This is a genomic window from Clostridium grantii DSM 8605, from assembly GCF_900129965.1.
Lineage (GTDB): Bacteria > Bacillota > Clostridia > Clostridiales > Clostridiaceae > Clostridium_AF > Clostridium_AF grantii.
Window position 1 is genome coordinate 155,302 of record NZ_FQXM01000008.1, and the last position, 15,016, is coordinate 170,317.

Consider the following 15,016-nt stretch of genomic DNA (forward strand, 5'->3'; position numbering starts at 1 on the left):
CCAAAAAATATTCACTTTAGTATGTATATTATGAGGAATACAAAAAAATTCTCATTCTAATCTATTCTTTTAAATATCTAAACAAATAAGTATTTGAAATAATTGAAGTTATTATAAACACTAGAACTGTAGCAACAGCCGCCCCATTTGAGCCGTATTTATAAATTAAAATGACATCTAAAATTATATTGGCAATACCTGTTATAATTGCATTATAAAAATTCACCTTCACTTTTTTTATAGATGCTAAAATATTTCCAGCTGGTGCTCTAAAAGAACCTGCAACTATATATCCAAACATTAAAATCCTAAATGGAACTAATGCATCCATATAATTTTCCCCAAAAACTAATAATATAAAAGGTTTTGCAAAAATTATTAGTATTAAAGAAATTATTGTATTAAAGAAAAATAAATACTTCTGTAGAGTAATAAATTTTTCTTTTATCCACTTCTTATTGTTATAGTTTTTTGCAAAATAAGGATATACAAATACAATAATAGATGTTGGTATAAAAAGTAAATTAAAAGGTATCAATGTTGCTGTTTTATAGGCTGCAACTACATTAGTATCCTTTATTATTAAACCCACTAGAAAAGTATCTATTAAAAAAAGCATTTGAGATATAGCATTTGTTAAAGAGCAGGTAATAGAATATTTTAAAAATTTATTTTTATCAGGTCTATTAGGTGTTTCTACCTTTTTAAAGTCCTTGAAATATTCTTTAAAAAAGTAGACTCCAATAATAACTGAAATTACAAAAGCAAAATAACGTGCAAATACTACCCCTTTTATACCAAACAAATTTCCTAATACTATACTCCCAACAAATAAAGCAATTGCATTTATAACTGATAAAGTTGAAAATATTTTGTTTTTATAATCTGCTCTGTAAAAAACTATTAAACATTCAAAAATTATAGTGACAAGAGGCAATAAAAATAAGGTTCTTAAAATAGGTGTACTAGCTTTTATTGGTAGCTCAAATAAAGAAGTATAAATGTAAATTGCTATTGCTATAACTACGTTGGCTACCAATCCTATCTTTATTCCATATCTAAAGTATTTTAACTTTCTTTCTCTATCATCAGTCTCACTACAATATTGTAAAATCCCTGAATCCACGCCCATACCTTTTAAAAGCAAAAACATGCTTAATATATTTAAAGCATATGTATAATTACCATAATCTGTTTTTGATAATACTCTTACTAGAACTATAGTGGTTCCAAATTGAACTATTTTATTAATCATATTTGCACTGAAGATATGTAAAAAACCATTTTTTATACCAAATTTAATTGAAGATTTATCCATTATTTTTCTCCTATCTTACATCTATTTGCTTTAATCATTATATCAAATAGATCATTCCATATATACGAAAATATTATTAATAAAAGGTAAAATAAAAAAGCTCTAATGAGCTTTTTCATTTATTATCACTTTTATTTTCTAGCCTTTTCCATAATTTTAATAACAATATCCATACATTCTGCACCCTTAAGTAATTCTCCAGAGTCTATGTCCCCAAAAATATTAAGTAAAACTTCACCATAAGCTTTATTCATAATTTCAGTAAATCTTCTTCCATCTTTTGTTATACATATCCATACTTTTCTTTTATCTATTTCGTCTGCTTCTTTGTAAACAAACCCTTTTTTCTCCAAGTCATTTACTAAACTAGTTACGCTGCCTTTTTTCATTTCCAAAAATTTTGCAATATCCGTAGCTATTAATCTTTCATTTTGCTCTATCATAAACAAAGCTCTATTTCTATTTCGATTTAAAAGACCTTTTGGAGCGCTTTCTTTAGAATATTCAGTTGATAAATTATAATGCCATATATTTTCAAATTCATAAATGCTACGGGCAAATTTTTCTAAGGCATCTCTGTCCAATTCTATTTCCTCCATTCAAAACTACTTTTCTTTTTTAGTTGTATTTAGTACTTCCTTTTCATTATATTTCAAAAATATAACCATTGCAATAATACATACACCTGCTGAGAAAATAGCACTGATTCTTATCCCCATATCATTTCCAACTTCTTTACCTAATAATAATACTGAAGTAAATACTAGCATAGCAAGCATCTGACCTATTTTACTCATAAAAGTTCTTACGCCAAAGAACATTGCTTCTCTTCTAACCCCTGTTAATTTTGCATCATGGTCAGCTATATCTGCTATCACTGCATTAGGCAATATTCCAAATATAGCCATAGGTATAGCCGCAAGAATTATTAATATATAAGCTTGAATATTACTATTGAAGCTTAATCTACCTAGTGTAGACGTAAATGCATATGCTGCTGTAAATATAACAAAAGCAAAAATCAACATCTTCTTTTTCCCAAATTTCTTTGCTAAGATATTTATTACTGGATAGCATAAGAAAGAAATTATTCCAGTTAATACGGTCATCTGGAATGTCCAACTTGGAGAAAGTTTCAACAATACTGTAATATAATAAACTAGCCCTGTCTGATAAACCGTTATAGCAATCCAATAAGCTAAATCAGATATAGTAAAATATAAAAAGTTTTTGTTTTTAAAAGTAGCTTTCATAGATTCTAGTACTGGTACATTAGATGGTACGCTATCTGAATAATCTTTTTCATTAATAGTAAGTGCTGGAATCATCATAAGAACAAAAGCAACAGCTCCTAAAATTAAAAATGTTATTCTCATTGCAGCTACCATACCAAATCCCATATTAATGAATATTGGCCAAATACTCGAAGCCGAACTAGCTATACCAAAACCTATAAACCATGTAGCTGAAATGTAAGTGGATAAATCAAGTTTTTCTTCTGGAGTATGTCCAAATTCTGATATTAGTGCAGTATAAGGTGTAACATAAAAAGTAAATGCTACATAAAAAAGAATTAAAGTTATAAATAGCCAAAGTACATTTATACTACTTACTTTGCTTACTGGCGGACAAAACACTAAAATTGTTAATGCAGCTAGCGGAAGAGATGCCTTTGCCATAAAGGGTATTCTTCTTCCTTTAGGATTATTAGATCTATCACTAATAGTAGCTATTAATGGATCTGTTATAGCATCCACAAATCTTCCTATCATAGTTATAATACCTATAATTGTTAAAACTCCCAAAACTGCGCCTTGTGGAATGAATGTAGTTGTTATTCCTGATTCATTTGACGGAAAATAAAACCATACAAGCCAAACATTAATTAACCCCATTGCCAAAGACCAACCTAGTTGTCCTAAGGCATAATAAATTTTCTTAGATACCGGCATTTTTTTAACCATAAATTTTCCTATATAAATTTTAAATTTATATAGTCCCTCCTTTTCAATTTTATAGAATAGTAAAGCTTTTCATTTAATCATAAATAATTAAATACATAATTAAATTTTTAACTATTTTGTAATGTAGTTCGATTTCTAACTACTTATAATTTACTCCTTTTTTCTATCAATGTCAATATATTTTCCAATTTCTACTCTTAAAATCACCCTTTATAATAATTATTCTTTTACAAATGAAAAAAAAACACAAAAGTGTTTTTTAATTTTCTACTCTATTACAGACAAAATCATATCTCACTTTTGTTAATAAAAAGAATTCTCTTTCTACTTCCTTAGTAAAATATCCTTTACTTAAATCACTCAATAATTTTTCAGCTGAAGAATCTCTAATCATTTTATCAGCTAAAATACCATTATTATGACTTAAATTTACAAGTAAATTGATTTTTGCTCTTAATGGCATATCTGATAAAATTATTTTTCTTAAACTATATCTAGTTCTTATATATAAAAAAATATCCGTTTTATTCTCATAATTAACAGTATCATCATATAGTGTTCCTGGAAACCTTTTCTTTGTACCTTTATAAAGATTACATAAAAAATCATGAACTTCCTCTTTAGAATGTCTGTTTTTTATGTTTATATTTTGTTCTAGATAGTACAATTCTCTTATTAACCAAACTTTTGCAGATCCCTTTATACATTCATACAATAAAAGTTCAATCTTCTCAAATTGGTCTTCAATATATTTTATAGGTTCTTTATCAATTTCAATTCCTTTTTGTAATGACATTTTAATAAGAGCCGAAAGATATTCTAATTTATAATATTTAATAAACATTTCACTTTTTACATTATAATAGGGTAGTGTTCTATGAATTTCTTCCATATCTATTTCAGGATTTTTTGCATAAACATTATCTAAATAGCTAATATATTTATATAAAACAGTATCAACTTTTTCAATATCTTGCATACTTTCAATTACATCTTTTCCTATTACAGATTTTAATTTATGAAACTTAGTATACATAGCGTTTCCTCCATTCAAAAGTAATCCTACCTATATATAGATTTTAGTTTTATATTTAATTCATGTCTTTCTAACATATCTATAATATATTATATCATATATTTCTCTTTCATATTTGAATTGAAATTATTATATTTCTATATCTTCTTACTAATTATATCATTGTATTTTCATTAATGAAAAGGGTTTTTGTATGAAAAAAAGAGGATTTTTAAAAAACCCTCTTACATTTAAGCAAATTTAATTTTCGTCATCATAGGTGTCTAAAAATGAATATTTTTTTCCACCTTGTTCCCACCCAAGTATGGAATCTAAATTAACATTATTCGCTGCTTGGAATATGCATTTATCTACATCACTAAAATTCTTTTTCATATCTTTAATCATTGTTTTGATTTCACTTCTCTTACTAGAAGTTTTTCCAGCAGCAACTATACAGCCACAATTCATAAAACCAATACCACTATTAATAGTATATCTTTTTACATCGTCTTCATGAATATAAAACATAGGTCGTATTAATTCTAATCCTTCAAAATTCTTTGACTTTAATTTAGGTTTCATTGTTTTAAAACTTCCTGAGTATAATACATTAAGCATAGTAGTTTCAATAACATCATCAAAATGATGTCCTAATGCTAGTTTATTACATCCAAGTTCCAGTGCTTTTGAATATAAAAATCCTCTTCTCATTCTTGCACACATATAACAAGGATAGTCTTTAGCAATTTCTCCTACTACATCAAAAATTCCTGATTCAAAAATCTTTACTGGAATATTTAAATATTCGCAATTACTTTTTAGCAATTCTCTATTACTTTCATGAAATCCAGGGTCCATAGCTATAAATTCAAGTTCAAAGTTGAACTTTCTATGCATTTTAAGCTGTTGAAATAATTTAGCCATTAACATGCTATCTTTTCCACCAGATATTGCAATAGCTATCTTGTCTCCCTCTTCTATTAATTCGAAATCCTTTAACGCTTTAACAAATTTTGACCATATAGGTTTACTATAAGTTTTTACAATGCTTCTTTCTATTTCATTCAACGGTTTTCTTTCCCCTACTGGAACTAATAACTCACAACCGCTTCCTCCTAAATTACTCATTTTTCCACCTCATCTATTGATTCTTTAGTCATACTCATTAATTTTATTTCAAATGAGCAAAATTATCAATTATTTTTTTAGGAAAAGTGAATAATATTTATAATATCAAATTTTCTGAACATTTATTGCCATAAAACCTTTTTCTTTTTCAACCATGTCAAAAGTAACTTCTTCTCCTTCATGAAGGTCTTTATCATTAGTTTTTTCTTTTACTTGCATATGGTGAACATAAACATCACGTCCATCATTTGCTGAAATAAATCCATATCCTCTTTCATTATCAAACCACTTAATTGTCCCAGTTTCCATAATATAATCACTCCTTAAAAGTACTTTGGTATTTCATATTTATTATTTACAAAAAATTAAATATAAATACCAAACTATCTTCAAAGAATTTATTGCCATTGTGCCCATATTGCTGGTTCATATCCAACAGTTGCTTCATTGCTATTCCTAACTATAGGCGTATTATAAAGTTTAGGATTGTTTAAAAGTAATTCTTCTTTAATACTTGAAGTTCTAATATGCTCAATATTTAATTTAACATATTCTTTAGATTTATTGTTTATCAAATTATTAAGTCCTACTGCTGATATTACACTTTTAAGTTCTCTTTTACTTAAAGCTTTTTCATTTAAATCTATAAATTGAAATTTAACTTTTCTTTCTTTAAAATATCTTTCGGCTTTTTTTGTATCAAAACACTTTCTAGTTCCAAATATTTGTATATTCATAAAATCCTCCTTCTTTTATCCTTAATTAAGCTTCAACTTTATGCCACCTATTTAAATATTCTTTTTCAATCATGCTAACTGCTTCCTCAATGTTTTGAGAAAATATTTTCAACTCAAATAAATATCGTTTTGCACTTTTCATGTAAAGAGGATCATAATACTTAACCATTAATTCTTTTGTTACTTTAGCAAATTCATCCTTCATTAATAGTTCTCTATATAATTCAATATCCTCTTTTGATATATATTTTGAAAATTTAGTTAAGCACTCTATTATTTCATTTTTAGCATTTTCCGCTTTCATATATTCATCAACTATTAAATTAACCCTAAATTCTAAAGGAGCATCAACATAAATATGGAATCCTTCTTTCATTTTATTTAATATATATTTAGGTACATTTGCGCTTCCAATTCTGCTACTTTCAGCTTCAATAAAAATATAATCATCTTTTGATTCCTGCAATTGGTGAAATATATTACTTTCAAATTGTTTTTGATTATTTGTATTTCCAAGACCCACGTGACCAAGCATTGATCCTCTATGATTAGCTGCCCCTTCTAAATCTAATATACTATAACCTTTATTTTTTAAATTTTTTAAAATTTCTGTTTTACCAACTCCCGTATTTCCATGTAATACTATGTAGTTCTTATTTTCGTTTAATGTTATAAGTTCATTGATTACATAATTTCTATAAGATTTATATCCACCTTCAAGTTTAATTACATTCAAACCCATAGAATTTAAAAATCCTGAAATTATTGTACTCCTCATTCCACCACGAGCACAAAACAATACAATCTTTTCATATTGGTTTTTATACTTAAGCATTTCTTCATATATAAATGGAAGCTTATTCGAAGCATACTTAACTCCAATTTTTTTTGCTTTTTCTTTACTCTCATTCACATAAACAGTACCTATTTCGCATCTTTCATCATCATCAAAAATAGGAATATTTATAGCTCCATTTATAGTAGATTCTTTATATTCTAAAGGACTTCTAACATCCACAATTAAATAATTACTTTTAATATCTTTGTATTCTATTGATTGATACATACTTTCTACATTTCCCCTCTCATAAATAAAGTTATTGTCATAATTAATAAATTTATTCAACATTCTAAAAAAATAAAATTATTTAATTTTTCTTGAATTTTTTTCTTTGATTTTTCACATACTAATTTGGTAAGCAACACATATATCTAAATTTTAATAAATACGTGGAGGTATTTTTATGCAAGGAAAAAACGCTAGACAACAAGTACAACAAGTATGTGATCAACTTCAAACATGTAAATCAGAATTAAATCAAGCCATTAGTTCTGTGGAAAAACCACAAAACAGACAAAAAATTCAAGACACATTATCTGCAGTTGAAAAAGCTCATCAAGCTGCTACAACTACTTTATCTAATTATCAAGAATAAACTTTCTAAAAGAGGCTCTACAGAGCCTCTTTTAATATGCTTGATACTTTATAATTGTTTTCCAAAAATTGTAATAGTAAAATCAAATATTACTTTTAATTAAAAAAAATAACTACAACCATTATATAATAACATAAAACGATATTTTTTTTAACAAAACAAAGCAAACAATATTATACTATGGCAATTACTTCATTTAACAATAAAAAAACAGTTACTAAAGATGTTTGAAAATATTTGATTATAAAATATTCCCAAACAACAAATAAATGTTACCATCTCAATGGTAACATTTTAATTTATTTATATTTTCATTTTATATAAATCATAATTATCTAAATAATCTAATTCATCTTCATTCTCCTCAAATTGCCTACTTCTCTTAGTTTTTTTGTAAATTTTTTCTGATTCGTCTTCTTCTTCATATCTTCCTTTTTCATTAAATTGCCTTCTCTTACTTCTTGCTTCCTTAGAATATTCGATTTCAATATCCTTTTTACCCATATTATGATTCCTCCAGAATAAAATAATATATAGTGATTATAGTATAACCTTTATCCCATTAACCACTTAATAATAAAAATATATACCCAAACAAATAAAAAATCAATAGAAAATTTTTAATATTCATTAATTTTTTTTTATACCCCTATTGATAACATTTTTTATAACTATTAGACATTTTCTTTCTTATACAGTATAATACAATTTGATACCAATATATTAAAAACTATTGGAGGTAATTCCATGAAAATTTTATTAGCAACAGATGCTTTTTACCCCATGATAAACGGCGTCGTTACTTCAACTGTTATTCTATATGAAGAAATGAAAAAACTTGGACATGAAGTTAGAATATTAACTTTATCTGATAAAAGAGAAGAAAAATTCGAAGATGATGTGTATTATTTAAAATCAATTAAGGTAAATATTTATCCAGATGCTAGAATCAACTATTTATCTAGTTCTAATATTGTACACCAAATTGAAGATTGGGGTCCAGAAATAATTCATACTCAAACAGAGTTTTCAGTTATGATAGTGGCGAGAAAAATTTCTAACAGACTAAATATTCCATTAATACATACTTACCACACCATGTATGAAGATTACACTAACTTTTTAATAAGAAGTAAAAGAATCAACAAAAAGGTTGTTAGTGGTGTTATAAAACAGTTACTTGGTAACTTTTCTGGGGTAATAGCTCCTACAGAAAAAACTACTCAAACACTTCTTAGATATAAAGTAACTACCCCTATATATACCATTCCTACTGGGCTGTGTTTAAGTAAATTTACTCGTTCTATAGATGATACTGAGTTTGAGTCTCTAAAAAACAACTATGACTTGATTGATAAAAAAACCTTAGTTTATTTAGGACGAATATCCAAAGAAAAAAATATAGACGAAATAATAAATTTTATTGCTTTAAACAAAGATTATTTTATGGACAAAAGATTTCTAATTGCTGGTGGTGGTCCATATTTAGATACTTTACAAAAGCTAGTTAAAAAATCTAATCTAGATAATATTGTGAAATTTACCGGATTGATAGAACCTGATGAAGTTTATAAATACTATAAACTTGGTAATGTTTTTGTAACCGCATCCACAACTGAAACTCAAGGGTTAACTTATATAGAAGCCATGGCTACTGGAATTCCTGTTGTTTGTAGGAAAGATGATTGCGTAGAAGAACTTGTTAAGAATAATGTAAATGGCTTTAAATATACTGATGAAGAAAGTTTTATTAAGTCAATTGATTTAGTATTATCTGATGATGAGCATTATTCTACTATGTGTTTCAATAGTAAAAATAAGGCTGCTAGTTTTTCAAGCTCCACCTTTGCTTCAAGTGTTTTAAATGCTTACAGTACTTCATTAACTGGATTTAACTATAATAAAGAATTAGCACTTGACGATGAAGTATCTTTAGGTAATTTACTTGGAGACTTACACTCCCTATTCCACATTAGAAGAAATAAAGAAGAAACAGTTGCTTACTCTAAAGATATATTTCATTTTAGTGTTAAAACTTTAAAAGATGGTACTCTAGAAATAAAGCAAAATGTAAAAAAAAGATTAGAAACTGTTAAAGAAAAATATAAATCCTAAAAAAATAAAAACATAGACCTATAGAAGAACTTAATTTCTATGATCTATGTTTTTACTATATCTTCACTCTATCTTTTTATTGACATAAAAATTTAAATTGTTATAACTTTCTTGCATCCATTGTTCTTTGCTAAATTGAAAAGTTCATTCATCATATTATCAGATGGTGAGGAACTTTTTAATAAATTAGTTCTAACACCCATAGGCCTATATTTCATTAATTTATATATAATATTATTATTTAATGTAGAAATCAATCTACTTATCTCATTAACATTATAATAATTATCCAAGGTTTCTGGCACTATGACTGTTCTAACTTCATATAATTTGTTAACACTATTTAAATATTTCAAATTTTCTATTACAACAGAATTGCTTTTTCCTGTTAACATTTTATGCTCTTTAGTCTCAAAAGACTTCACGTCCAACATAAACATATCCGTCAACTGAACTAGCTCATTATTTTCCCATAGTGGGATGGATCCATTTGTATCAACAAAATTAGACAGTTTAAGTTCTTTAGTTTTTTTAAATAATTCAATTAAAAAAGGAGTTTGAAGAGTACACTCCCCGCCAGAAACTGTTATCCCTGAAATAAAATCTTTAACTTTCTCAATTGTGTTAATAATTTCATCTACTGTCATAGTTGTAACTTTAGGAGTGCTATTATATTTACATGTCTTTAAACATTCATCACATTGTGAACATTTTTCCTTCTCCCATTTTATTTTTCCACTTTCCATGGATATTGCTTCATTTGGACAAGTTAAAATACATTCTCCACAATTTACACAAGTATTTATAGTTTCTGGGTTATGGCAATAAAGGCAATTGAAATTACATCCTTGCAAAAATATTGCTGTTCTATTTCCTGGACCATCTACAGAACTAAAAGGTATAATTCTATTAATATATCCTTTAATCATTTTTTCTAATCTTTCTTTCACCCACACGATTATTTTCAACTGCCCCTAATCCCAATACTGTTGTATCTCTCAAAACTGCTTCTCCTGCTTTTAATTTTTCAATCTCTGATTTTTTAACTAAATACCCTGTTATCCTAATGACATCACAATCAGATGAATATAATGAAAAATATCTCATATTTTGTTTAAATGCACCTTTTATAATGTCTAAAATAAACTCTGGATTTTTCTTAGCCGTTTCATCAAAATTAAAAACATCGCCAATACCAGAAGGGAAAAATTTATGGAACTTTGCAGATTGAATTACATGTTGATGTATTTCTGGTTCATTCCCAATAGGAATACGGCATCCTGGACTTACGCCTATATCTGAATCTATTCCAACTTGAGCATGAAGTACAAATTTGCCATTTGTAACTTGGCAATAAGGACTATCATATTTTAAAACTTCTTCTTCTAATCTCTCAATTATCTTATAACCTAGATTATCTGCTACATCACTATGCCCAAATTTATCCTTTAAATCATTTGCATTTAATAGTTTATTGGTTGCTTCAGCTAACCCAACCATTCCAAACATTGCAGTAAATCTTTCCTTACTAATAAAACCTTCTTTAACCAAAAAATTATGATTAAAAAATGGTGTTTCTTCAATTAAAAACTTTATTCTTTCATCCATATATTCACACATTGTTTTAACCGCATTAGGAAGTTTATCTTCCATAAAATCATCAATGTTTTTTGCACTTAAAGCTAATTTGGCAAGATTAAGTCTACTTAATGTGTAGCTGCCACCACCTATATAAAGACCGTTGTAACAACTTACAATAGCATATTTTTCACCTAAATCACTCTTAAAGATTTCATCATTTGCAAATGAAGGTTTTGCAGTTACAAGTGCTGTTTTAATTGATTCAATAGCTAATTCATCTGGTGTATCCTTATTATACTTTAATGTTATATTTGGAATAGGTGTCTCAAGTTCACTACTTGCTTGTAAAATCAAAATTGCTGCTTTATTCGTTTCTGGTCCAATATTTGCATGGCAGAAAGAATCAGTTATTGTTCTGTCTATATGCATCAAAAATAATTTTATAGCTTGGTAGGCTTCTTTCTCATTCTTAATAAATGGATTTAGCAACTTATCGATATTTCCTATATAAACAGGAAAAGTTGTTATTGAAGGTACATGTTTGTAAAATATCAATAATGTATTAGTTGCTTCCCATATATCCTTTGGAGGTGCTAATTTTAAAAATTCGCAGCCTTGTTTCATTAGTTTCTCATAATCAGGTACAATGTATCTAGGCCTATATGGTGCATTACCTTCAAACAGATCACAAATAATACCTTCATTTTTGAGTTTTACATACTCATCACTGTAATTCAAAACATTTAAAGAATTTTCTGCTTCTTTTGCTAAAGAAATAACCCTTTGTTCAAATGTTAATTTTTCATTTTTAATAATATTCAATACATTACTCATAAAAAAACCTCACTCTCAATTTTGGTTTTTAACCATGAGCTCTTTGGTTATTTAACATACAAGAATATATTTGTTTTAAAACAAACATAGCTCATCTAAAATATTGTATGCTGTTAATACTATAATATCAATTTCTTAATAAATTATCAACCTCTCTTCATAGGAACAAAATTTAATTATTTAATTTTAATTTCAGATAATAGTTTTTCATCTCCATTTAATGAAACAAACAACTCCCTTTTAAATTTCCCTTTTGTATTTATAAGATTTCTAGCCATTTTATCTATAGCTACACTTGCTAACACTGCTTGAATGTATCCATCAATAAGATTATCTAGCCCCAGTCCCAGTGTGTTAAAATCTTTTCTATCCATAAGCTTTAACCTAACCACATCTGAATCCCAACTACCATCTTCCTTTAAAATAGAAAGATTAGTTCCCAACATATCCCATGATTTATGCGAACTATCTATAATGCTTTCTAAATGCTCTCTTCCCCTTCTAGCATATAATGCTACTGGCCTATAACCCTCTTCACCTGAACATATCATCATTCTCAAATCAGATACATATATTTTATTTTTTTTAGAAGGAACTGTTCCTACATGATAAAATTTACCTTCACTTCCTGAAGTACTCCAGTTGAAATTACCAATCAAACTTTGAATTATAAATTGATTATACCTTTGCTTAGTACACATAAATTCTTCAAGCTCAATTTCATTTGTTATTGTGTATACCCCTTGCCCTGCATTACCATAAGGATTTTTAATAACCGCATGACCCCCAAATTTCTGAACCCATAAAGGAATTTCATCAAAATTTACATCTAATATAGTTTCTGGCGTAGTAATTTTAAGGCCATTTTCCTTCAATTCATTATTAAATAATTCATAGGCTTTAGCTGCAACTAATTTATTTCTTCCTCCTGCCAAGCATCCCACTATTGGATTAAATATAAAAGTTTTACTTTCTATAGGTATCCTATTCCATGGTCGTTGTGTTACATATCTATAGGCTGCACGAATAGGATGCCACATTCCTTCTTCATCACGAACTTCCATTATACCTTCTTTAAATCTCACTGAAGGATTAGGATCATTATCATAAAAGCTCACCAAATATACTGGTTCCTTTAATAGCTCTTCAAGAACAAAAGCATATCCGGACGCTTCCATATAGTTTTTATCATACATTACTGCAATAGCCCCCATAGGAAGCTTTTTCTTTTTAAGTAAAGGAATAAATGTTCTCTCTAATAATAGCTTATATCCTCCCATTTCTTCATGTTCTTGTAATAAAGGCATGGACTTTTGACCCGATGGAGAAGAATTAGTTTCCACTACTAACATTCTTCTATCCCCTTCTGCTGTTGTTACATGAAACAAATCTGCTCCTGCCCAATAAAGATATTTAGGTTTATAATTTAGAATTTCCTTTAGATATTCAGCTGAAACTTTAGGATTTAAATGACAATACCTATTTATAATTCTTTCATTGCTTATGTTAAAAAAATAATTAACAAGAGGATGAAGCTGAGCATTTAAAACTTTTGTATAAAAATGATTTTCTAATTCATAAGAACTTGATTTTACTAAGTATGCTGGAAGCCCAAAATTTTTTCCCATAATATTCACATCTCCTCTATAACTTTCTATTTGTACTTATAATTTATATTTTCACTTTAATGGTTTTATTTCAATAATAAGTATATTTTTTCTTGATTCTTATATTCTATCATATGAAAACAAGAAAATATATTTAGTTTGTGTTAAAAAAAATTAAAATATATTTTCAAAATTTATCAAAATATTATTTATGAAAATCATATTGATTTATATTGTCTATATACTATAAATAATAAAATAATCATCCCTTTTTTTCTAAGTATATGGTATAATGATATGTCTGTTGTAAATATGATTAATTTTCTCAACTATAATATGAATATATTTACAAAAAGATGTTCAATATATAATAAAGAGGTGACTTGTTATTAAAAGTAAAATTTCAACTGAAACTAACCAGTATAGAATAGAAGGAGAGTTCGCTTATATTTCTTTAGCAAAAAAAGATGGTTCTATTATAGAAACTAAAATTAATGCAAAAGATTTAGATAGTGTTCTTGCCAAAGGAAATTGGTTCGCTGAATGGCATAAAGATTTTAATAATTATCTAGTTCAAACTGTAACTTTAACTGAAAAAGATGGTAAGAAATCAAAAGAAAAAATATCCTTACACAATTTTATTCTAAATCTTCATCCTAAAGCCCCATCTATACACATTAATAGAGATACTTTAGACAACAGTAAATCTAATCTTAAAGCATATTCTGAAAAAGAGAATAACGAATATGAAGAAATAGATGAAAAAACTGTTGCTTTAATGCTAAGAGATAAGTTAGGTGTAGTAAAAGCAAAAGCTCTTATTGATAAAAAAGATCTTAAAAGAGTTCTTGGATATAAATATGCTTGGTGTTATCATAAAATTGGTGATAAAACTTATGCAGTTGCTAATACTCCAAAAGGTAGAGTTTTCCTAGATAAATTTATACTTGATTATCAAGAAGATAAAGAAATCAAACATATAAATTTAAATCCTTTAGATAATAAAAGGAAAAACTTAGAAGTAGAAAAAGTATCAAAGAAAATAGAGGAAAATGCTCCTTTATTTTAATAAAAAGCTCAGTAAGAGAATATCTTTTACTGAGCTTTTTTATTTAAAGCAAATAGGTGGTAATGAAGTTAAAAGACGAAGAAACTATTTGTAGGGGCGGGTTTCCATGCCCGCCCGCTGTTTCCTAATAAAATTACAATTACAGTAAAATCGTAATGAAAATATTATACTACTTTCTGTATTTTGTATTTTTTATCAATATTATATAT

The 15,016-nt window shown here is 27.1% G+C and carries 15 protein-coding genes; 3 read left to right on the forward strand and 12 right to left on the reverse strand.

What is annotated here, in order from left to right:
- Positions 1 to 61 precede the first annotated feature (61 nt).
- The 8 genes from BUB83_RS09185 to mnmH all read right to left on the reverse strand — a co-directional run bounded on the left by BUB83_RS09185 (position 62) and on the right by mnmH (position 7,231).
- Positions 62 to 1,318, reverse strand: a complete 1,257-nt coding sequence (locus tag BUB83_RS09185; RefSeq protein WP_242950656.1) for a flippase — start codon at positions 1,316 to 1,318, stop codon at positions 62 to 64.
- A 131-nt stretch (positions 1,319 to 1,449) separates the two neighbouring features.
- The gene (locus tag BUB83_RS09190; protein ID WP_073338160.1) at positions 1,450 to 1,902 is read right to left on the reverse strand and encodes a MarR family winged helix-turn-helix transcriptional regulator; all 453 of its coding nucleotides are present in this window, start codon (positions 1,900 to 1,902) and stop codon (positions 1,450 to 1,452) included.
- Positions 1,903 to 1,923: 21 nt separating this feature from the next.
- On the reverse strand, positions 1,924 to 3,282 hold the full coding sequence (locus BUB83_RS09195; protein WP_073338161.1) for an MFS transporter: 1,359 nt from the start codon (positions 3,280 to 3,282) through the stop codon (positions 1,924 to 1,926).
- Positions 3,283 to 3,541: 259 nt separating this feature from the next.
- A complete protein-coding gene (locus tag BUB83_RS09200) occupies positions 3,542 to 4,318 on the reverse strand; it encodes a hypothetical protein (protein ID WP_073338162.1) in 777 nt (258 codons plus the stop codon).
- 240 nt (positions 4,319 to 4,558) lie between these two features.
- On the reverse strand, positions 4,559 to 5,428 hold the full coding sequence (locus tag BUB83_RS09205; protein WP_073338163.1) for a tRNA 2-thiocytidine biosynthesis TtcA family protein: 870 nt from the start codon (positions 5,426 to 5,428) through the stop codon (positions 4,559 to 4,561).
- A gap of 105 nt (positions 5,429 to 5,533) precedes the next feature.
- Positions 5,534 to 5,737, reverse strand: a complete 204-nt coding sequence (locus BUB83_RS09210; RefSeq protein WP_073338164.1) for a cold-shock protein — start codon at positions 5,735 to 5,737, stop codon at positions 5,534 to 5,536.
- Between the two features lie 89 nt (positions 5,738 to 5,826).
- Entirely contained in the window at positions 5,827 to 6,165 is a 339-nt protein-coding gene (locus BUB83_RS09215) for an arsenate reductase family protein (protein WP_073338165.1), read from the reverse strand.
- Between the two features lie 25 nt (positions 6,166 to 6,190).
- Positions 6,191 to 7,231 (reverse strand): tRNA 2-selenouridine(34) synthase MnmH, encoded by a 1,041-nt coding sequence (mnmH, locus tag BUB83_RS09220; protein ID WP_073338166.1) that lies wholly within the window; start codon positions 7,229 to 7,231, stop codon positions 6,191 to 6,193.
- Positions 7,232 to 7,409: 178 nt separating this feature from the next.
- On the opposite strand from mnmH, the gene BUB83_RS09225 reads away from it, so the two are divergent.
- Positions 7,410 to 7,601: an EscE/YscE/SsaE family type III secretion system needle protein co-chaperone gene (locus tag BUB83_RS09225; RefSeq protein ID WP_073338167.1), complete on the forward strand. Its 192-nt coding sequence runs from the start codon at positions 7,410 to 7,412 to the stop codon at positions 7,599 to 7,601.
- Positions 7,602 to 7,904: 303 nt separating this feature from the next.
- On the opposite strand, the gene BUB83_RS09230 is transcribed toward BUB83_RS09225, so the two are convergent.
- On the reverse strand, positions 7,905 to 8,105 hold the full coding sequence (locus BUB83_RS09230) for a hypothetical protein (RefSeq protein WP_073338168.1): 201 nt from the start codon (positions 8,103 to 8,105) through the stop codon (positions 7,905 to 7,907).
- A 243-nt stretch (positions 8,106 to 8,348) separates the two neighbouring features.
- Here BUB83_RS09230 and BUB83_RS09235 point away from each other — a divergent pair, with 243 nt between their 5' ends.
- Positions 8,349 to 9,716 carry a glycosyltransferase gene (locus tag BUB83_RS09235; RefSeq protein WP_073338169.1) on the forward strand — a complete coding sequence of 456 codons (1,368 nt, stop codon included), beginning with the start codon at positions 8,349 to 8,351 and terminating at the stop codon, positions 9,714 to 9,716.
- Between the two features lie 92 nt (positions 9,717 to 9,808).
- Here the strand turns inward: BUB83_RS09235 and BUB83_RS09240 are convergent, their stop codons facing one another.
- The 3 genes from BUB83_RS09240 to BUB83_RS09250 form a co-directional block, all read right to left on the reverse strand.
- Positions 9,809 to 10,645: a YjjW family glycine radical enzyme activase gene (locus tag BUB83_RS09240; protein ID WP_073338186.1), complete on the reverse strand. Its 837-nt coding sequence runs from the start codon at positions 10,643 to 10,645 to the stop codon at positions 9,809 to 9,811.
- Entirely contained in the window at positions 10,638 to 12,131 is a 1,494-nt protein-coding gene (locus BUB83_RS09245; protein WP_073338170.1) for a YjjI family glycine radical enzyme, read from the reverse strand. Before BUB83_RS09245 ends, BUB83_RS09240 begins: the two co-directional genes overlap by 8 nt.
- A gap of 176 nt (positions 12,132 to 12,307) precedes the next feature.
- Positions 12,308 to 13,759, reverse strand: coding sequence for an ATP-grasp domain-containing protein (locus tag BUB83_RS09250; RefSeq protein ID WP_073338171.1), 1,452 nt, complete (start codon positions 13,757 to 13,759; stop codon positions 12,308 to 12,310).
- Positions 13,760 to 14,516: 757 nt separating this feature from the next.
- Between BUB83_RS09250 and BUB83_RS22435 the strand changes: the two genes are divergently transcribed.
- Entirely contained in the window at positions 14,517 to 14,807 is a 291-nt protein-coding gene (locus tag BUB83_RS22435) for a hypothetical protein (RefSeq protein WP_242950657.1), read from the forward strand.
- The last annotated feature ends 209 nt before the right edge of the window (positions 14,808 to 15,016 follow it).

Coding starts and splice junctions, on each gene's coding strand:
- BUB83_RS09185 (WP_242950656.1), bottom strand. CDS start 1,318: ATGGATAAATCTTCAATTAAATTTGGTATAAAAAATGGTTTTTTACAT.
- BUB83_RS09225 (WP_073338167.1), top strand. CDS start 7,410: ATGCAAGGAAAAAACGCTAGACAACAAGTACAACAAGTATGTGATCAA.
- BUB83_RS22435 (WP_242950657.1), top strand. CDS start 14,517: ATGCTAAGAGATAAGTTAGGTGTAGTAAAAGCAAAAGCTCTTATTGAT.
- BUB83_RS09200 (WP_073338162.1), bottom strand. CDS start 4,318: ATGTATACTAAGTTTCATAAATTAAAATCTGTAATAGGAAAAGATGTA.
- BUB83_RS09240 (WP_073338186.1), bottom strand. CDS start 10,645: ATGATTAAAGGATATATTAATAGAATTATACCTTTTAGTTCTGTAGAT.
- BUB83_RS09245 (WP_073338170.1), bottom strand. CDS start 12,131: ATGAGTAATGTATTGAATATTATTAAAAATGAAAAATTAACATTTGAA.
- mnmH (WP_073338166.1), bottom strand. CDS start 7,231: ATGTATCAATCAATAGAATACAAAGATATTAAAAGTAATTATTTAATT.
- BUB83_RS09230 (WP_073338168.1), bottom strand. CDS start 8,105: ATGGGTAAAAAGGATATTGAAATCGAATATTCTAAGGAAGCAAGAAGT.
- BUB83_RS09205 (WP_073338163.1), bottom strand. CDS start 5,428: ATGAGTAATTTAGGAGGAAGCGGTTGTGAGTTATTAGTTCCAGTAGGG.
- BUB83_RS09250 (WP_073338171.1), bottom strand. CDS start 13,759: ATGGGAAAAAATTTTGGGCTTCCAGCATACTTAGTAAAATCAAGTTCT.
- BUB83_RS09195 (WP_073338161.1), bottom strand. CDS start 3,282: ATGGTTAAAAAAATGCCGGTATCTAAGAAAATTTATTATGCCTTAGGA.
- BUB83_RS09235 (WP_073338169.1), top strand. CDS start 8,349: ATGAAAATTTTATTAGCAACAGATGCTTTTTACCCCATGATAAACGGC.
- BUB83_RS09210 (WP_073338164.1), bottom strand. CDS start 5,737: ATGGAAACTGGGACAATTAAGTGGTTTGATAATGAAAGAGGATATGGA.
- BUB83_RS09215 (WP_073338165.1), bottom strand. CDS start 6,165: ATGAATATACAAATATTTGGAACTAGAAAGTGTTTTGATACAAAAAAA.